General features: G+C 68.7%; 16 protein-coding genes. 11 read left to right on the top strand and 5 right to left on the bottom strand.

Annotated features, from left to right (window positions below):
• Complete coding sequence (locus G3I78_RS22045; protein WP_164427175.1) at positions 1-2,241, top strand: serine/threonine-protein kinase; 2,241 nt, start codon at positions 1-3, stop codon at positions 2,239-2,241.
• 18 nt (positions 2,242-2,259) lie between these two features.
• On the opposite strand, the gene nadA is transcribed toward G3I78_RS22045, so the two are convergent.
• On the bottom strand, positions 2,260-3,444 hold the full coding sequence (gene nadA, locus G3I78_RS22040; protein ID WP_164427173.1) for a quinolinate synthase NadA: 1,185 nt from the start codon (positions 3,442-3,444) through the stop codon (positions 2,260-2,262).
• Positions 3,445-3,687: 243 nt separating this feature from the next.
• On the opposite strand from nadA, the gene G3I78_RS22035 reads away from it, so the two are divergent.
• Positions 3,688-4,044 carry an iron-sulfur cluster assembly accessory protein gene (locus G3I78_RS22035; protein WP_164427171.1) on the top strand — a complete coding sequence of 119 codons (357 nt, stop codon included), beginning with the start codon at positions 3,688-3,690 and terminating at the stop codon, positions 4,042-4,044.
• Positions 4,045-4,119: 75 nt separating this feature from the next.
• On the opposite strand, the gene G3I78_RS22030 is transcribed toward G3I78_RS22035, so the two are convergent.
• Positions 4,120-6,069 (bottom strand): hypothetical protein, encoded by a 1,950-nt coding sequence (locus G3I78_RS22030; protein WP_164427169.1) that lies wholly within the window; start codon positions 6,067-6,069, stop codon positions 4,120-4,122.
• A gap of 164 nt (positions 6,070-6,233) precedes the next feature.
• Positions 6,234-6,443: a hypothetical protein gene (locus tag G3I78_RS22025; protein WP_164427167.1), complete on the bottom strand. Its 210-nt coding sequence runs from the start codon at positions 6,441-6,443 to the stop codon at positions 6,234-6,236.
• Positions 6,444-6,604: 161 nt separating this feature from the next.
• Here G3I78_RS22025 and G3I78_RS22020 point away from each other — a divergent pair, with 161 nt between their 5' ends.
• Positions 6,605-7,579, top strand: a complete 975-nt coding sequence (locus tag G3I78_RS22020) for a carbohydrate kinase family protein (protein ID WP_164427165.1) — start codon at positions 6,605-6,607, stop codon at positions 7,577-7,579.
• 58 nt (positions 7,580-7,637) lie between these two features.
• On the opposite strand, the gene G3I78_RS22015 is transcribed toward G3I78_RS22020, so the two are convergent.
• Entirely contained in the window at positions 7,638-8,999 is a 1,362-nt protein-coding gene (locus G3I78_RS22015; protein WP_164427163.1) for a cysteine desulfurase/sulfurtransferase TusA family protein, read from the bottom strand.
• A gap of 244 nt (positions 9,000-9,243) precedes the next feature.
• Here G3I78_RS22015 and coxB point away from each other — a divergent pair, with 244 nt between their 5' ends.
• The 4 genes from coxB (at position 9,244) to G3I78_RS21995 (ending at position 13,724) form a co-directional block, all read left to right on the top strand.
• Positions 9,244-10,203 (top strand): cytochrome c oxidase subunit II, encoded by a 960-nt coding sequence (gene coxB / locus G3I78_RS22010; RefSeq protein ID WP_164427162.1) that lies wholly within the window; start codon positions 9,244-9,246, stop codon positions 10,201-10,203.
• Positions 10,200-11,936: a cytochrome c oxidase subunit I gene (ctaD, locus tag G3I78_RS22005; protein ID WP_164427160.1), complete on the top strand. Its 1,737-nt coding sequence runs from the start codon at positions 10,200-10,202 to the stop codon at positions 11,934-11,936. The genes coxB and ctaD overlap by 4 nt, the downstream gene beginning before the upstream one ends.
• Complete coding sequence (locus G3I78_RS22000; protein WP_164427158.1) at positions 11,933-12,331, top strand: cytochrome c oxidase subunit 4; 399 nt, start codon at positions 11,933-11,935, stop codon at positions 12,329-12,331. The genes ctaD and G3I78_RS22000 overlap by 4 nt, the downstream gene beginning before the upstream one ends.
• A gap of 130 nt (positions 12,332-12,461) precedes the next feature.
• Positions 12,462-13,724, top strand: a complete 1,263-nt coding sequence (locus G3I78_RS21995; RefSeq protein WP_164427156.1) for an Ig-like domain-containing protein — start codon at positions 12,462-12,464, stop codon at positions 13,722-13,724.
• 44 nt (positions 13,725-13,768) lie between these two features.
• Here G3I78_RS21995 and G3I78_RS21990 read toward each other — a convergent pair whose 3' ends face one another.
• On the bottom strand, positions 13,769-14,170 hold the full coding sequence (locus G3I78_RS21990) for a response regulator transcription factor (RefSeq protein WP_164427154.1): 402 nt from the start codon (positions 14,168-14,170) through the stop codon (positions 13,769-13,771).
• Between the two features lie 145 nt (positions 14,171-14,315).
• On the opposite strand from G3I78_RS21990, the gene G3I78_RS21985 reads away from it, so the two are divergent.
• The 4 genes from G3I78_RS21985 to G3I78_RS21970 are packed head-to-tail and all read left to right on the top strand — an operon-like array spanning position 14,316 to position 18,498.
• Positions 14,316-14,936, top strand: coding sequence for a heme-copper oxidase subunit III (locus tag G3I78_RS21985; protein ID WP_031058204.1), 621 nt, complete (start codon positions 14,316-14,318; stop codon positions 14,934-14,936).
• A gap of 60 nt (positions 14,937-14,996) precedes the next feature.
• Positions 14,997-15,806 (top strand): c-type cytochrome, encoded by an 810-nt coding sequence (locus G3I78_RS21980; RefSeq protein ID WP_164427151.1) that lies wholly within the window; start codon positions 14,997-14,999, stop codon positions 15,804-15,806.
• The gene (locus G3I78_RS21975) at positions 15,803-16,858 is read left to right on the top strand and encodes a Rieske 2Fe-2S domain-containing protein (protein ID WP_164427149.1); all 1,056 of its coding nucleotides are present in this window, start codon (positions 15,803-15,805) and stop codon (positions 16,856-16,858) included. Before G3I78_RS21980 ends, G3I78_RS21975 begins: the two co-directional genes overlap by 4 nt.
• A complete protein-coding gene (locus tag G3I78_RS21970; RefSeq protein WP_164427147.1) occupies positions 16,855-18,498 on the top strand; it encodes a cytochrome bc complex cytochrome b subunit in 1,644 nt (547 codons plus the stop codon). Before G3I78_RS21975 ends, G3I78_RS21970 begins: the two co-directional genes overlap by 4 nt.
• The last annotated feature ends 203 nt before the right edge of the window (positions 18,499-18,701 follow it).

The following is an 18,701-nucleotide window of genomic DNA, read 5'->3' as shown; positions in this document are numbered from 1 at the left end:
GTGTCACTGAACAAGGACGACCCGAGGTCGGTCGGCGGGTACAAGCTGGTGGACCGGCTCGGCTCCGGAGGGATGGGGGTCGTCTACCGGGGGCGGGCCCGCTCGGGGCGCGAGGTCGCCGTCAAGGTCGTCCACGCCCAGTACGCGGCGGACGCCGTCTTCCGCACCCGGTTCCGGCAGGAGATCGAGGCCGTCCGCAAGGTGAGCGGCGCCTTCACCGCGCCGGTCGTGGACGCCGACCCGGAGGCGTCCCGGCCCTGGATGGCCACCCAGTACGTGCCCGGACGCTCCCTCGCCGAGCGGCTGAGCGAGCGGGGCCCGGTGCGCGGCGCCGAACTGCGCCAACTGGTCCTGGGACTGGTGGAGGCGCTGCGGGACATCCACCGCGCCGGGGTCGTGCACCGCGACCTCAAGCCGGCCAACGTCCTGACCGCCGAGGACGGGCCGCGCGTCATCGACTTCGGCATCTCCCGCGCGGCGGAGGACCACCCGACGCTCACCGAGACCGGCCAGATGATCGGCACCCCGCCCTTCATGTCCCCGGAACAGCTCACCGACCCCCGCAAGGTCGGCCCGGCGTCGGACGTCTTCTCCCTGGCCGCGCTGGTGGTGTACGCCGCCACCGGCCGGGGCCCCTTCGACGCGGAGAGCCCCTACCTGACGGCCTACCACGTGGTCCACGACGAGCCGGTCCTGGACGGCGTGCCCGACCTGCTCCGTGCCGTCCTGGAGCGCTGCCTCGTCAAGGAGGCCGCGGCCCGCCCCGGACTCGACGAACTCTCCCGGGAGTTCGCGCGGGCCCTGCCGGAGACCTCCGGCGCCCAGGAGACGATGCCCCTGCACCACGCCGAACTGCCGTCCCCTCCTCCCACGAAGTCCGCCGCGGACCCAGCGGCAGCCACAGCCCCCGACCGCACCCGCCCCCGCACCCGCCCCCTCCTCGCGGTCACCGGCACGATCGTCACCCTGGCCCTCGCCCTGACCGCCTACCTCCTCCTCGGCCCCGGCCAGGCGGACAGCGCCGACCGCAAGCCCTCCTCCCCGACGACCGGGCGGTGGACGGCGCTGCCGAGCGGGTGGAAGCCGTGGGGGACGACGGTGTACGCCACCGCCGCGAGCGGACTGAAGGACGGGCTCACCCTTCGGGCGGGCGGGCCGGACGCGGGCCCCGAGTGCCAGATGTACGAGGGGTCCGTCTACTGCACGGGCGACGGGGTCATGCCGGTGAGCCTCGACGGGGTCACCGGGCGGATCGACTGGCGTGCCGACGGGGTGCCGTCCCTCCCGCGCAAGAGCTCCTACACCTTCGCGCTGCTCGGGGTCGTGGACGACACGATGCTGGTCAGGCAGCAGTACCAGCCCGAGGGCGGGAACCTCACGACATCGGTGATCGCCCTCGACACGGAGACCGGGAAGCGGCGCTGGCATCGCACGGTGGACGCCGATGCCGGCTACCCGTACCTCTCCGGCGACCTCGTGATGCTCCCGAACAGCATTCGCTCCACGCTGACCGCACGTTCGGCCCGCACCGGCGCCGAGCGCTGGACGGCGCCGCTTCCCTCGGGGCTGCACTGCGCGCCCGCGGACTCCGGCGCGGACCTCCACCTGAGGTGCGTCCCGGACGCGGCGCCGAGCAGGACCATGCTGCTCGTGAGTTTCGACCGCTCCGACGGCTCGGCACGGCGCCTGACCCTGCCCGACCACGGCACCCTCGTCGGCCGGTACGACGGCCGACTGCTGTACCTCGACCCAGCCGAGGACGAGGCGGGCAAGGTGACCGCGGGCGAGGACGGCCCCTACTCCCGGATCCGGCTCGTGGACCCGGACACCGGTGCCGCCACCACGACGGCGCTGGCCAAGGAGTACGAGGGCGCCGTGACGGCCGGAGACGGGACGCTGTGGTTCGTCGGCACCTCCGGTCAGGTGACCGCCGTGTCGGTACGGACGGGCAAGCGGCTGTGGCAGACCTCGACGAGCCTGGAGAACCCGAGCAGGGCCACCTACGACCCGCGCGCCCACGTGGTCTACCTGGCCAGCGCCGGCGGCCGGGTCGCCGCCCTGGACGCGAAGAAGGGCACCTCGCTGTGGGAGACCTCGCAGCGTGCCCGGTGGGTCGACGGCTTCGAGCGGGCGCTGCCCAGGGTGCTGCTCCACAAGGGCGCCCTGGTCGTCACCACCCCGGCCGGAGATGTCTTCACCCTCGACCCCGCCCACCCCGACCGGAAGTCCGTGTCGGGGTGAGCGGATGGCACGCGGGGCCTACGGCAGGGCCAGCATCCGTTCCAGGGCCAGCTTCGCGAAGGTCTCCGTCTCCTTGTCGACCTCGATCCGGTTGACGAGCTTGCCCTCGGCCAGGGACTCCAGGGTCCAGACCAGATGGGGCAGGTCGATGCGGTTCATGGTCGAGCAGAAACAGACCGTCTTGTCGAGGAAGACGATCTCCTTGCCCTCGGGGGCGAAACGGTTCGCGAGCCGTCGTACGAGATTGAGCTCGGTGCCGATCGCCCACTTCGAGCCGGCCGGGGCCGCCTCCAGGGCCTTGATGATGTACTCGGTCGAGCCGACGTGGTCCGCGGCGGCGACGACCTCGTGCTTGCACTCGGGGTGCACCAGGACGTTCACCCCGGGGATGCGGGCGCGGACGTCCTCGACCGACTCCAGCGAGAAGCGGCCGTGCACCGAGCAGTGGCCGCGCCACAGGATCATCTTGGCGTCCCGCAGCTGCTCGGCGGTCAGACCGCCGTTCGGCTTGTGCGGGTTGTAGACGACACAGTCCTCCAGGGACATGCCGAGATCCCGGACCGCGGTGTTGCGGCCGAGGTGCTGGTCTGGGAGGAAGAGGACCTTCTCGCCGTGTTCGAAAGCCCAGTTCAGGGCCCGCTCGGCGTTCGACGAGGTGCAGATCAGGCCGCCGTGCTTGCCCGTGAACGCCTTGATGTCCGCCGAGGAGTTCATGTACGACACCGGCACGACCTGCTCGGCTATGCCGGCGTCGGTGAGCACGTCCCAGCACTCGGCGACCTGCTCGGCGGTCGCCATGTCGGCCATCGAGCAGCCGGCGGCGAGGTCGGGGAGGACCACCTTCTGGTCGTCGGAGGTGAGGATGTCCGCCGACTCGGCCATGAAGTGCACACCGCAGAACACGATGTACTCGGCCTCCGGGCGCGCGGCCGCGTCCCGGGCCAGCTTGAAGGAGTCGCCCGTGACGTCGGCGAACTGGATGACCTCGTCACGCTGGTAGTGGTGGCCGAGGACGAACACCTTCTCGCCGAGCTTCTCCTTGGCCGCGCGGGCGCGCTCGACCAGGTCGGGGTCGGAGGGCGAGGGCAGGTCGCCGGGGCACTCGACGCCCCGCTCGCTCTTCGGGTCGGCCTCACGGCCGAGCAGCAACAGGGCGAGCGGAGTCGGCTGTACGTCGAGCTCCGTGGTCTGGGCGGTGGTCACGACACGCACCCTTTCTACTTTTCGTCGAACTGACGTTATCTATCATAACCCGGTTCACGTCACTTTGACGATGGTCATTGCGTCGATGTGACGTGAATCCCGAAGCGGCATTTTCGGACGGTGACCGCATGTGCGAGCATGAAGAAGGCGCCGGAAATCCGGTGCCCGGCCCGGAATGAATCCGCGGCCTTGCCGGTTGGACCAGTCGGCAAGCAGTCTCCGTACAACCCGGGAGAGATGTAGATGTCCGTATCGGACGAGACCGGCACCGTCACCGACGGCATCATCCTGTCCGACGCCGCCGCGTCGAAGGTCAAGGCCCTGCTCGACCAGGAAGGCCGTGACGACCTGGCCCTGCGCGTCGCCGTTCAGCCCGGTGGCTGCTCCGGCCTGCGTTACCAGCTCTTCTTCGACGAGCGCTCGCTGGACGGCGACGTCGTCAAGGACTTCGGTGGCGTCAAGGTCGTCACCGACCGCATGAGCGCCCCTTACCTGGGCGGCGCGTCCATCGACTTCGTCGACACCATCGAGAAGCAGGGCTTCACGATCGACAACCCCAACGCGACCGGCTCCTGCGCCTGCGGCGACTCCTTCAGCTGAGCCCGCGGCGCCACCGGCGCGACAGAAGGCGGCGGCCCCCTCCGACAGGGCCGCCGCCTTCGCGCGTCTCCGGGACTACCGGGCCCCGGAGGTCTCCGGCAGCCGTGCCCCCGCCTTCTTCAGCGGGATCTCCTTGCCGTCCGAGCCCACGACCTTGCGGCCGTCCAGCGGGCCGTCCAGCGGCACGGTCTGCTGCATCTCCTTGGCGATCATGATGCAGACCTTGTCGCGCCAAGGCGTCTCGGTCACCTTGACCGTCACCTCACCCGAACTCTCGCTCGCCGACGCCGCGTAGTCCCCGCACACCCCGCCCGTGAAGCTCACGGTCAGCTCGTCGCCGTCGACCGAGTAGCCGTCCACCTTGACGTCCCGCGTCTTGGGCGCGGAGGTCGGCTCGTCGGAGGGCGACGTGGGACCCGCGGTCGGCACCTCGGTGGGCGCGGCGGTCGCCGAGGAGGCCAGATACTTCGGGTCGATCGCCGGATACGTCATCGTGAACGGGTCCTGCCCACCGCTCGCGCGCACCTCGAACAGCCACGACGGCACGAGCGCCTGCCGCCCGTCCACCAGATGCGACGCCAGCCCGAACACCGCCTTCTCGACCGTGAGCGTGCTCGCCGCGGGGCTCGCCGTCGACTCCCCGCAGGGCGCCTCCAGCCGGTCCTTCAGCGGTACGGGGGTGGCGCAGCCGCCGATCCCCATGCGGTGGTCGGTCCCGGGAGCCTTGTTCAGCAGGCCGAGCGTCTTCTCGGCGCTCAGCACCGGGTACGTGTCGCTCTTCACCGGCGTCTTCAACTGACCGGTGCCGCCGACCACTTCACCCTGGCCGTTCACGGTGATGCCGGTCATCCAGCCGTAGGTGGGCAGACCGCCCACGACCGGATCGGCGTTCACCACCCGGTCGGCGCCCATGACCTGGCTCGCGTCGAGTTTCGCGTCGTCCTGGCCCAACGCCTTCAGCACCGGAGCGGCGGCCTTCTCCGCGACCGCCTCGCTGACCGGGTCGCCGGTGGTGTCGGTGGAGGCGCCGGACTTGTCGGCGCACACGGTCTCGCTCCGGCAGTTGTCGATGACGGGGGAGTAGCGCTGGAAGGTCCACGCCCCCGGCGCCTGCCGGTTCACCTGAAGCCTCGGCCCCGAACCGTCCTGGCCCCCGATCAGCCAGACCTGCCCCTGCACGACCGGCTTCCCGGTGACCCCGAGCGCCCCGGCGAGCCGCGCCACCTCGGCCTCGGTGACCGGCCCCTGAGCCCGGTACACGGCCGCCGACCCGGGCCCCGCCGGAAGATCACCGGCCACGCGATAGGTCATGCCGTACGGATTCGGCTCCCCGGGCGCGATCCCGTTGTTCGTCCCGCCGCTCTCGGTGTACCCGTCGAGCGCGAGCAACGGCGGGGTGTCGTCCCCGGACGCCCCGGCCGTCGTGTCCCCGTCGGACCCACCGGAAGCGGTGGTGGCGAAGTACGCCCCGCCACCCCCGACCAGCAGCACGGCCGCGGCTACGGCGGCGACGGCGAGGGGAGAGCGGTGCCGGACGGGACGGGAAGCACCGGAGTCCGGGTCGCGGGGGACCTCGGAGTCGGGGTCGGGGTCGGGGGGAGCGTCCGAGGAGAGCTGGTCCGGGTCGGCGGCGGTGCCGGCGTCCGCGGTCGACGCGTCGACCGACTGCTCGACCGGCTCTTCGCGAGGCTTCTCGACCGACTGCTCGACCGGTTCTTCGGAGTCCGCCGAACCCTCCGGCTCGGTGACAGCGGCCTCGTCGGAGGAGCCCACGGAGTCGTCCGCGCCGGTCACTTCCCCGGCAGGCGCCTCCGCCCCCTCGGAAGCACCGGAAGTGCGGGGAGCACCGGAAGTACCGGAAGCCTCCCCGGCAAGCCCCTCCTCCGTGCCGTCGGCCCCCGAAGGGCGAGTACCGGCGTGCTCCTCCTTCGAGGTGCCGCCCGCTCCCCCCGCCCCAGGAACTTCCGCAGCGCTCCCGTCCCCGCCGCCGGAGGCCTCGTCGTTGTCGGGTCGCTCGGTGTTCACCGCATCGCTCCTTCTGCCGCGCAACTGTCCCTCGACCCTGACCCGGCCCTGTCAAAAAGGTCGGCAAAAGGGTCGTATCCCGCATCCCCTTTCCGGGGGACGGCGATGGGACGCAGCGGGGGAGCGCGCGGTTCCCTCGAACGCGCCGACGTACGCGCCCTGACTCAGTCGCCGTACTCCGACATGGCCTCCAGCAGCCGGGCGGACCCCTCCGGAACCGTCACACCGTGGATGAGCGAGGGCGAGACCGGAAGGGCGGCGATCCGGTCGGGAACCGCCCAGTGCGGAGCCATCCGGGCACAGTCGCCGCGCAGCGAGGCGAGGTCGCCGTCCAGGTCGGCCGGGGCGGGGGCGTACAGCTCAACGTTCGTCATGACGGAACCGTATGCACGCCGGAGCCCGCGAAGAAAGATCTACTATCGGGTAGTTTTACCTGCTTCCGCGCTCCGCCGACCACCCCGGAGCACCTCGCAGTCCTCTATACGGACCCGATAGCGTTAACCGTCAATACACCCTTCCTCTGGAGAGCCTCGCCGTGCGCATCGCAGTCACCGGCTCCATCGCCACCGACCACCTCATGACGTTCCCCGGCCGCTTCGCCGACCAGCTCGTCGCGGACCAGCTGCACACGGTCTCGCTCTCCTTCCTGGTCGACAACCTCGACGTCCGCCGGGGCGGCGTCGGCGCCAACATCGCCTTCGGCATGGGCCAGCTCGGCACGAACCCGATCCTCGTCGGCGCCGCGGGCTTCGACTTCGACGAGTACCGCGCCTGGCTGGACCGGCACGGCGTCGACACCGCGTCCGTCCGGATCTCCGAGACCCTGCACACGGCCCGCTTCGTGTGCACCACCGACGCCGACCACAACCAGATCGGCTCCTTCTACACGGGCGCGATGAGCGAGGCCCGCCAGATCGAGCTCAAGACGGTCGCCGACCGCGTGGACGGCCTGGACCTCGTCCTCATCGGCGCCGACGACCCCGAGGCGATGCTCCGCCACACCGAGGAGTGCCGGTCCCGCGGCATCCCGTTCGCCGCGGACTTCTCCCAGCAGATCGCCCGTATGAACGGCGACGAGATCCGCATCCTCCTCGAAGGCGCGACGTACCTCTTCTCCAACGAGTACGAGAAGGGGCTCATCGAGTCCAAGACCGGCTGGTCCGACGCGGAGATCCTGGACCGGGTGGGCCACCGTGTCACCACGCTCGGCGCGCAGGGCGTGCGGATCGAGCGGGCCGGCGAGGAGCCGATCGTCGTCGGCTGCGCGGAGGAGGAGCGCAAGGCGGACCCGACGGGGGTCGGCGACGCGTTCCGCGCGGGGTTCCTGTCGGGACTCTCCTGGGGTGTCTCGCTGGAGCGGGCGGCTCAGGTCGGCTGCATGCTGGCGACTCTCGTCATCGAGACGGTGGGGACGCAGGAGTACCGGCTGCGGAAGGGGAACTTCATGGAGCGGTTCACCAAGGCGTACGGGGATTCGGCGGCGGAGGAAGTTCAGGGGCATCTGGGCTGAGTTTCGTCTGCGGGTGCGTGGGGGCTGGTCGCGCAGTTCCCCGCGCCCCTGAAGGGCTTCAACTGGTCCGGCGTACCAAATAGGCCGTCCCCTGCTCAGCTGGTTCCGCCCCCACGTACTCCTGCTCCCGCATCTCGCACCACGCCGGGATGTCCAGCCGTGCCGCCTCGTCGTCGGACAGGACCCGGACCGTCCCGCCGATCGGCACGTCTCCGATCACCTTCGCCAGTTCGATGACCGGGATCGGGCAGCGCTTGCCGAGGGCGTCGACGACGAGGGAGTCGTCGTGCACGACGGCGGAAGGCGTCGGCGCGCCCAACTGCTCCCGCACCGCCGCCACCGCCCCCGGCAGCACCTCCAGGAAACGGTCGACGTCCCCGGAGGCCGCCCCGAACGGCAACGACACCCGCACATTCCCCTCACTCAGCACCCCCATCGCCTTCAGCACATGGCTCGGCGTCAGGGTGCTGCTCGTGCAGGACGATCCGGAGGAAACGGAGAAACCCGCCCGGTCCAGCTCGTGCAGCAGGGTCTCTCCGTCGACATAGAGACAGGAGAAGGTGACGATCCCCGGCAGCCGTCGCTCGGGATCGCCGACCACGTCCACGTCGGGGACCAGCCGCGGCACGCGCGCGCGGATCCGTGCCGTCAGCTCCCGCAGTCGTACGGCCTCTTGCGCCGCCTCGGCCCGCACGGCCCGCAGCGAGGCCGCCGCCGCGACGATCGCCGGCAGGTTCTCGAACCCGGGCGCCCGCCCCGACTCCCGCTCGTCGGCGGGCCCTTGCGCCGAGAACCGGACACCCTTCCGCACGGCGAGCAGACCGACCCCCGACGGCCCACCCCACTTGTGCGCACTGGCCGCCAATAGGGACCACTCACCCTCGACCGGCCCCCACCCGAGCGACTGCGCCGCGTCCACCAGCAACGGCACCCCGGCCTCCCGGCACCCGGCGGCCACCTCGGCCACCGGCTGCACGGTCCCCACCTCGTGGTTGGCCGACTGGAGACACGCCAGCGCGGTGTCGGGCCGCAGAGCATCGACGTACGCCTGCGGGCTCACCGCTCCCGTACGACCCACCGGAACCTCGGTCACCTCGAACAACTCCGCCGAATGGAGCACCGAGGAGTGTTCGACAGCTGACACGATCAGGTGACGCCCGACGCGCCGCCGCCCGGCGAGGGCCCCCGCCATCCCGCTGTGCACGGCCCGCGTCCCGGACGAGGTGAACACCAACTCGTCCGGACGACACCCCACGGCCTCGGCAGCCACCTCACGCGCCGCATCGAGCAGCATCCGAGCCCGCCGCCCTTCCCGATAGAGCCGGGACGGATCAGCCCACCCCTCGTCAAGGGCGGCCAACAGCGCCTGACGGGCAACGGGATGGAGCGGAGCACTGGAGGCAGCGTCAAAGTAAGACACACGCCAACGCTAACTCCCCAGGGGCGCGGGGAACTGCGCGACCAGCCACAACAGACCCGCACCCGCCAATCCAGCGAACCCCCAACTCGGTAGGCCCCCCTCCTCGCGACCCCCGGATGGGCGTCGGCTAGGGTTTGGTCCGCATAAACATCCAAACCCCTGCCCGACGCAGGGCGGCGACCGACCACCGAAGAAGGCAGGCCGCAGCCAATACGCGCGGGCGAGACTCTCGGGAAGGCGCTACGTGAGTCCCAACGGCTCCGACCGCTCGCCGCGGCGCCCGATGCGGCGGAAGCTGCTGCAGGCAATGACCGCGGGCCTGGTCCTGGCGACCGCCACCGGTTGCACATACAAGGACTTCCCCCGCCTTGGTATGCCCACCCCCACCACCGAAGAGGCTCCGAGGATCCTCTCCCTGTGGCAGGGTTCCTGGGCAGCCGCGCTGGCCACCGGCGTGCTGGTGTGGGGCCTGATCATGTGGAGCACCATCTTCCACCGGCGCAGCCGCACCAAGGTCGAGGTTCCTCCGCAGACCCGGTACAACATGCCCATCGAGGCGCTGTACACGGTGGTTCCGCTCGTCATCGTCTCGGTCCTCTTCTACTTCACGGCCCGCGACGAGTCGAAGCTGCTCAGCCTCAAGAAGCAGCCCGACGTCACCGTCAACGTGGTGGGTTACCAGTGGAGCTGGGCCTTCAACTACGTGGAACCCGTCGCGGGCTCCACGGGTGACGCGAAGACCGACAAGAACCTGGCGGCGATTCCGAACCGGTTCAAGGAGGACTTCCCGGCGAACGCCGGCGGTGTCTACGACTTCGGGACCCCGGCCACGAAGAACCCGCAGACCGGCAACCCCGGCCCGACCCTCTGGCTCCCCAAGGGCAAGACGGTCCGCTTCGTCCTCACCTCGCGTGACGTCATCCACTCCTTCTGGGTGGTGCCGTTCCTGATGAAGATGGACGTCATCCCGGGCCACACCAACTCCTTCGAGGTGACCCCCAACAAGGAGGGCACCTTCCTGGGCAAGTGCGCCGAGCTCTGCGGCGTCGATCACTCCCGGATGCTGTTCAACGTGAAGGTCGTCTCCCCGGAGCGCTACGAGCAGCACCTCAAGGACCTCGCGAAGAAGGGGCAGACCGGTTACGTTCCCGCGGGCATCGAGCAGACCGCCCACGAGAAGAACCGGGAGACGACAAACCTGTGAGCATCCTCAACGAACCCCAGGGTGCCGCGGCAGCGGAGTCCCACTACGCGGACGAGTTGCCCGTCAAGCGCAAGCAGCCCGGCAACACCGTGATCAAGTGGCTCACCACCACTGACCACAAGACCATCGGCACGCTCTATCTGGTCACGTCGTTCGCGTTCTTCTGCATCGGTGGCGTGATGGCGCTCTTCATGCGCGCCGAGCTCGCCCGCCCGGGTCTGCAGATCATGTCGAACGAGCAGTTCAACCAGGCGTTCACGATGCACGGCACGATCATGCTGCTGATGTTCGCGACGCCGCTGTTCGCCGGTTTCACGAACTGGATCATGCCGCTGCAGATCGGCGCGCCCGACGTGGCGTTCCCGCGGCTGAACATGTTCGCCTACTGGCTCTACCTGTTCGGCTCGACCATCGCGGTCGGCGGCTTCCTCACCCCGCAGGGCGCGGCCGACTTCGGCTGGTTCGCCTACTCCCCGCTGTCGGACGCGGTCCGCTCGCCGGGCATCGGCGCCGACCTGTGGATCATGGGCCTGGCCTTCTCCGGCTTCGGCACCATCCTCGGTGCGGTCAACTTCATCACCACGATCATCTGCATGCGCGCGCCCGGCATGACGATGTTCCGCATGCCGATCTTCGTGTGGAACGTGCTGCTGACGGCCGTCCTCGTCCTGCTGGCCTTCCCCGTCCTCGCGGCCGCGCTCTTCGCGCTGGAGGCGGATCGGAAGTTCGGGGCACATGTCTTCGACGCGGCCAACGGCGGAGCGTTGCTGTGGCAACACCTCTTCTGGTTCTTCGGCCACCCAGAGGTGTACATCATCGCCCTGCCGTTCTTCGGCATCATCTCCGAGGTCATCCCGGTCTTCTCCCGCAAGCCGATGTTCGGCTACATGGGCCTGGTCGCCGCGACGATCTCCATCGCCGGCCTCTCCGTGACCGTGTGGGCCCACCACATGTACGTCACCGGCGGTGTGCTGCTGCCGTTCTTCTCCTTCATGACGTTCCTCATCGCCGTACCGACCGGCGTGAAGTTCTTCAACTGGATCGGAACGATGTGGAAGGGGTCCTTGAGTTTCGAGACCCCGATGCTCTGGGCCACCGGCTTCCTGATCACCTTCACCTTCGGTGGTCTGACCGGTGTCATCCTGGCCTCGCCCCCGATGGACTTCCACGTCTCGGACTCGTACTTCGTGGTGGCGCACTTCCACTACGTCGTCTTCGGCACCGTCGTCTTCGCGATGTTCTCCGGCTTCCACTTCTGGTGGCCGAAGATGACCGGCAAGATGCTCGACGAGCGCCTCGGCAAGATCACCTTCTGGACGCTGTTCATCGGCTTCCACGGCACCTTCCTGGTCCAGCACTGGCTGGGTGCCGAGGGCATGCCCCGTCGTTACGCCGACTACCTGGCGGCCGACGGCTTCACCGCCCTGAACACGATCTCGACGATCAGCTCCTTCGTGCTCGGCCTGTCGATCCTGCCGTTCCTCTACAACGTGTGGAAGACGGCCAAGTACGGCAAGAAGGTCGAGGTCGACGACCCGTGGGGCTACGGCCGCTCGCTCGAGTGGGCGACCTCCTGCCCGCCGCCGCGCCACAACTTCCTCACCCTGCCGCGGATCCGCAGCGAATCCCCGGCCTTCGACCTGCACCACCCCGAGATCGCCGCCCTCGACCAGCTCGAGAACGCCGGTCACGGTGAGAAGGCCCTCTCCGGCAGCAAGGAGGCCGGCAAGTGAAGATCCAAGGACGGATGTTCATCTGGCTGAGCGTCTTCATCCTCGCCATCGCGATCGTCTATGGCGTGTGGTCGAAGGAGCCGGCCGGTACCACGGCGCTCTTCCTGGCCTTCGGTCTGTCCATCATGATCGGCTTCTACCTGGGCTTCACGGCCAAGCGGGTGGACGCCGGCGCGCAGGACAACAAGGAGGCCGACGTCGCGGACGACGCCGGCGAGGTCGGGTTCTTCAGCCCGCACAGCTGGCAGCCGCTCGCCCTCGGCTTCGGTGGCGCGCTGGCCTTCCTGTCGGTCGCGATCGGCTGGTGGCTGCTGTACTTCTCGGTGCCGGTCATCATGATCGGCCTGTGGGGCTGGGTCTTCGAGTACTACCACGGTGAGAACCGCACCCAGTAGCACGCGCTGAGCTCAAAGGAGCCCGGACACTCCGTCAGGAGGGTCCGGGCTCCTGCTTCTGCCGCAACACTGATCACTCGTACGAGTCACCCGGCGTGCCGGAGTTGACCGCGCTTCCTAGCGTGAAGTCATGAACCACGTACCGCGTACCCGCACCGTCGTCAGCTGCGCCCTGCTGGTGATCGCCCTCGGCGTGAGCGCCACCGCCTGCGGGTCCGACGGGAACCCGCTGTCGGCCACTCCGTTCGACGCGGCCGACCAGATCGCCTTCAACACCCCCACGGGCGACGGGAAGAAGGCCGACCCGGACAAGCCCCTTGAGGTCACCGCCGAGGACGACGACGGCCGCATCACGGACGTCACGGCCACGGACGCCATGGGCCGCCATGTGGCGGGCGAACTCTCCACCGACGGCACCCGCTGGCGCAGCACCTCTCCGCTGGCCGCAAACGCCCACTACACGGTCCGCGTGAGCACCGAGGACGAGGACGGGGCGCCCGGCCGCAAGGTCGTCGACTTCGACACCAGCAGGCCGCTCGGCAAGAAGCGGCTGAACGTCACCTTCGGCCCCAAGACCGGCACGTACGGCGTCGGCCAGCCCGTCACCGCCGAACTGGACCGGCCCGTCAAGGACAAGGCCCAGCGGGCGATCGTCGAGCGCGCCCTCCGCGTCGACTCCACACCGGCCGTCCCGGGCGCCTGGCACTGGGTGGACGACAAGGAACTGCACTACCGCCCCAAGGAGTACTGGCCCGCCCACGCCACGATCCAGGTCCGCAGCGACCTGGAGGGCGTCAAGATCGGCGACCGGCTCTGGGGCGGCAAGGCCAAGCCCGTGAAACTGACCACCGGCGACCGCATCATCGCCGTGACGGACGCCTCGTCGCACTCGATGACCGTCTACAAGAACGGCGAGGTCATCAACGAACTACCGGTCACCACGGGCAAGCCCGGCTTCGAGACCCGCAACGGCGTCAAGGTCGTACTGGGCAAGGAGTACTTCGTACGTATGCGCGGCACCAGCATCGGGATCGCCGAGGGCTCCTCGGAGTCGTACGACCTCCCGGTCTACTACGCCACCCGCGTCACCTGGAGCGGCGAGTACGTCCACGCCGCCCCCTGGTCCACCGGCTCCCAGGGCTACGAGAACGTCAGCCACGGCTGCACCGGCATGAGTACGTCCAACGCCGAGTGGTTCTTCGACACCGTCCACGAGGGTGATGTGGTCAAGGTCATCAACTCGTACGGCGACACCATGGAGCCCTTCGGCAACGGCTTCGGTGACTGGAACCTCAACTGGAAGAAATGGCGCGACGGCAGCGCCCTGGTGGCAGGCACCCCGGACGTCCCGAGCGCGGACCAGACGGCAAGGCTGCGACCCACCGCAGTGTGACTCCGTGGGCCCGCGGTCGCCCGAAGACGGAAGTCCCCGTGCTCCTAGGCGCTCAGGGCCTTCCGATCCCGCAGCAAGGAGGCCAGCGCCGAGGCGAACTCCACCGGGTCCACCGGATGGGTCACCGCGGCCTCGGCCCGGCTCCACGTCGCCAGCCACGCGTCCTGCGGCCGCCCGATCAGCAGCAGCACCGGCGGGCAGTTGAACACCTCGTCCTTGATCTGCCGGCACATCCCCATGCCCCCCATGGGCACGGCCTCGCCGTCGAGGACGCAGACATCGATCCCGCCCCGGTCCAGCTCCTTCAGCACCGCCGCAGGCGTGGCGCACTCCAGAAACTCGACCAACGGGACATCGGGAGCCGGCCGCCGGCCGGCGGCGAGCCGCACCTGCTCGCGGGTGTTGGAATCGTCGCTGTAGACCAGCACCGTGGCGGTCGGCTGCATTGTTCCTCCGTGACGTCAGCGTCGTAAGGACAGGCCCGTTGGCCCGGATGCTACTCCCTTGAACACCACGTCAACACCGGTATGGAGCAGGGAGACACTCCGAACGGCACCCCCCGGAGTGAGGGCGGGATAAGCGACCGACATAATGTCGGTCGTGGCGACAGCAACGACAGACACAACCGGGCACGCGCACCCGTCGGTCAACCGACCGAACCTCACCAGCGTCGGAACCATCATCTGGCTGAGTTCCGAGCTGATGTTCTTCGCGGCCCTCTTCGCGATGTACTTCACCCTGCGATCGGTGACGGGTCCCGACCACTGGAAGGAAATGGCGTCCAGCCTGAACTTCCCGTTCTCGGCGACGAACACCACGATCCTGGTGCTCTCCTCCCTCACCTGCCAGCTCGGCGTCTTCGCCGCCGAGCGCGGTGACGTGAAGAAGCTCCGGGGCTGGTTCATCATCACCTTCATCATGGGCGCGATCTTCATCGGCGGTCAGATCTACGAGTACACCGAGCTGGTGAAGAAGGACGGGCTCTCGCTCTCCTCCGACCCGTACGGTTCGGTGTTCTACCTGACCACCGGCTTCCACGGCATGCACGTGACGGGCGGCCTCATCGCGTTCCTGTTCGTTCTCGGGCGTACCTACGCGGCCAAGAGGTTCACCCACGAGCAGGCGACCGCGGCGATCGTCGTGTCCTATTACTGGCACTTCGTCGACGTCGTCTGGATCGGCCTCTTCGCCACGATCTACATGATCAAGTAGCCGGGCCCGCTCCCGACATCGCAAGCATCGACGCAGAAGATCCTGACACCGGGGTAATCCGTGAAAAAGCTCTCCGCACGACGACGCCACCCGCTGGCGGCGCTCGTCGTCCTACTCCTCGCGCTGGCATGCACCGGGGGGCTGTACGCCGTGTTCGCGCCCGCGAGCAAGGCGCAGGCAGATGAAACCGCCCAGTCCCTCGCCATCGACGAGGGCAAGAAGCTCTTCGCCGTAGGCTGCGCCAGTTGCCACGGCACCGGCGGTCAGGGGTCCTCCGACGGACCGAGCCTCGTGGGCGTGGGCGCCGCGGCCGTCGACTTCCAGGTCGGCACCGGCCGTATGCCCGCCCAGCAGCCTGGCGCGCAGATCCCGCGCAAGAAGGTCGTCTACACGCAGGCCGAGATCGACCAGCTGGCCGCGTACATCTCCTCGCTGGGCGCCGGACCGACGGTCCCGACCGAGGCGCAGTACGGCCCCGACGGCGCCGACATCGCCAAGGGCGGCGAGCTGTTCCGCACCAACTGCGCGCAGTGCCACAACTTCACCGGCAAGGGTGGCGCGCTGACGCACGGCAAGTTCGCGCCGACCCTCGAAGGTGTCGACCCGAAGCACATCTACGAGGCCATGCAGACCGGCCCGCAGAACATGCCGTCGTTCCCCGACACCACGCTGTCGGAGCAGAACAAGAAGGACATCATCGCGTACCTGAACGCGGTCAACGGTGACGACACCGAGAGCCCGGGCGGCCTTGAGCTGGGCGGTCTCGGCCCGGTCTCCGAGGGCCTGTTCGCCTGGATCTTCGGCCTCGGCGCGCTGATCGCGGTCGCCGTCTGGGTCGCCGCTCGGACCGCAAAGGCCAAGAAGTCATGAGTAGCCAAGACATTCCAGAAGAGAACCTGCCCGCAGAGCAGGACGCGCACGGCGCGGTAGGCGTCGCGGACGACAAGAACCCGTTCGCCGACCCCGGTCTGCCGCCCCACGAGCACCGGGTGCAGGACATCGACGAGCGGGCCGCCAGGCGGTCCGAGCGCACGGTGGCCATGCTGTTCACGGTCTCGATGCTGGCCACGGTCGGGTTCATCACCTCGTACGTGGCGATCCCGCACGACAAGGCGATCTTCGTCTTCCCGATCGGACACATCAACGCGCTGAACTTCGCGCTGGGCCTGACCCTCGGTCTCGCCCTCTTCGCGATCGGCGCGGGCGCGGTCCACTGGGCCCGCACGCTGATGTCCGACGAGGAGATCGCCGACGAGCGGCACCCGATCGAGGCGTCCCCCGAGGTCCGCGCGAAGGTCCACGCGGACTTCAAGCAGGGTGCCAAGGAGTCGGCGCTCGGCCGCCGCAAGCTGCTCCGCAACACCATGTTCGGCGCGCTGGCCCTGTTCCCGCTCTCCGGTGTCATGCTGCTGCGCGACCTCGGTCCGCTGCCCGGCACCAAGCTCCGCCACACCCTGTGGTCCAAGGGCAAGCTGCTCGTCAACATGAACACCAACGAGCCGCTGCGCCCCTCCGACGTCGCGGTCGGTTCGCTGACCTTCGCCAAGCCCGAGGGCCTGGAGGAGCACGACGAGGAGTTCCAGACCGAGATCGCCAAGGCCGCCCTGATGATCGTCCGCATCCAGCCGGACAACATCAAGGACAAGCGCGAGCTCGAGTGGTCGCACGAGGGAATCGTCGCGTACTCGAAGATCTGCACCCACGTGGGCTGCCCGATCTCCCTGTACGAACAGCAGACGCACCACGTGCTCTGCCCCTGCCACCAGTCCACCTTCGACCTCTCCGACGGTGCCCGGGTGATCTTCGGCCCCGCCGGCCACGCCCTGCCGCAGCTGCGGATCGGCGTGAACGACGAGGGCTACCTCGAAGCGCTCGGCGACTTCGAGGAGCCCGTCGGTCCTGCATTCTGGGAGCGCGGATGAGCAACAACGAGAGCGCCGCGAACAACAGCGAGCGGCGCGACAAGGCCCCCGCCGGCGAGCGCGTCGCCGACTGGGCCGACGGCCGGCTGGGGATCTACTCCCTCGCCAAGTCCAACATGCGCAAGATCTTCCCCGACCACTGGTCGTTCATGCTGGGCGAAGTGTGCATGTACAGCTTCATCATCATCATCCTGACGGGTGTGTATCTGACGCTGTTCTTCCACCCGTCGATGAACGAGGTGGAGTACCACGGCAGCTACGTCCCGCTTCAGGGTCAGCTGATGTCCGAGGCGTTCAACTCGACCATGCACATCTCCTTCGATGTGCGCGGTGGTCTGCTGATCCGGCAGATCCACCACTGGGCGGCGCTGATCTTCCTCGCCGGCATGTTCGTGCACATGATGCGGGTGTTCTTCACGGGCGCGTTCCGCAAGCCGCGTGAGGTCAACTGGCTGTTCGGCTTCCTGCTGTTCGTCCTCGGCATGTTCACCGGCTTCACCGGTTACTCGCTCCCGGACGACCTGCTCTCCGGCACCGGTGTCCGCTTCATGGAGGGCGCGATCCTGTCCGTGCCGATCGTCGGCACGTACCTGTCGTTCTTCCTGTTCGGCGGAGAGTTCCCGGGCGGCGACTTCGTGGCCCGCTTCTACTCGATCCACGTCCTGCTGCTGCCGGGCATCATGCTCGGCCTGATGGTGGCGCACCTGATCCTGGTCTTCTACCACAAGCACACGCAGTTCGCGGGCCCCGGAAAGACGAACAACAACGTCGTCGGCATGCCGCTGCTGCCGGTCTACATGGCCAAGGCCGGAGGCTTCTTCTTCCTGGTCTTCGGTGTCATCGCGGCCATCGCGGCGATCGCCTCCATCAACCCGATCTGGTCGATGGGCCCCTACCGTCCCGACCAGGTGTCCACGGGCGCCCAGCCGGACTGGTACATGGGCTTCTCCGAGGGCCTGATCCGTGTCATGCCGGGCTGGGAGATCAACTTCTGGGGTCACACGCTCGTCCTGGGTGTGTTCATCCCGCTGGTGATCTTCCCGCTGGTCCTGGTCGCGATCGCGGTCTACCCGTTCATCGAGTCCTGGGTCACCGGCGACAAGAGCGAGCACCACATCCTGGACCGGCCGCGCAACGCCCCGACGCGTACGGCGTTCGGTGTCGCGTGGATCACCTGGTACATGGTGCTGCTGATCGGTGGTGGAAACGACCTCTGGGCCACCCACTTCCACCTGTCGATCAACGCCATCACCTGGTTCGTCCGGGTCGCGTTCTTCGTCGCCCCGGTCCTCGCGTTCATCGCCACCAAGCGGATCTGCCTCGGCCTCCAGCGCCGCGACAAGGACAAGGTGCTGCACGGACGCGAGTCCGGCATCATCAAGCGCCTGCCGCACGGTGAGTTCATCGAGGTGCACGAGCCGCTCAGCCAGGAGCAGCTGCACACGCTCACGGCGCACGAGCAGTACGCCCCGGCCGCGATCGGCGCCACGGTCGACGAGAACGGCGTCGAGCGCAAGGTGAAGGGCTCCGAGAAGCTGCGCGCCAAGCTGAGCGAGGCGTACTACGGCGAGGAGTCCCAGATCGCCAAGCCGACCGTCGAGGAGTACAAGGAGATCACGAGCGGCCACGGCCACCACTGATCGCTGCCTTGTCGCTGCGCTCGCCACGCGCGGTAGTAAGGGCCCGTCCGCTTTGCCGGACGGGCCCTTTGCCGTGCGTGGGGTTCGGGTCTGGGTGCGGGTTCGGTGGGGGCGGGCGTCTTCGCGCAGTTCCCCGCGCCCCTGAGACAGCTGCGGCCCCGTCCGAACACCGGACGGGGCCCTTTGCCGTGCCCTGGGCTGGA

The sequence above is a fragment of the Streptomyces sp. SID13726 genome (assembly GCF_010548375.1).
In the GTDB taxonomy this organism is placed as follows: Bacteria; Actinomycetota; Actinomycetes; order Streptomycetales; family Streptomycetaceae; genus Streptomyces.
Note: the sequence above shows the minus strand (reverse complement) of the source record. Positions and strands in the feature narration are given on the sequence as shown.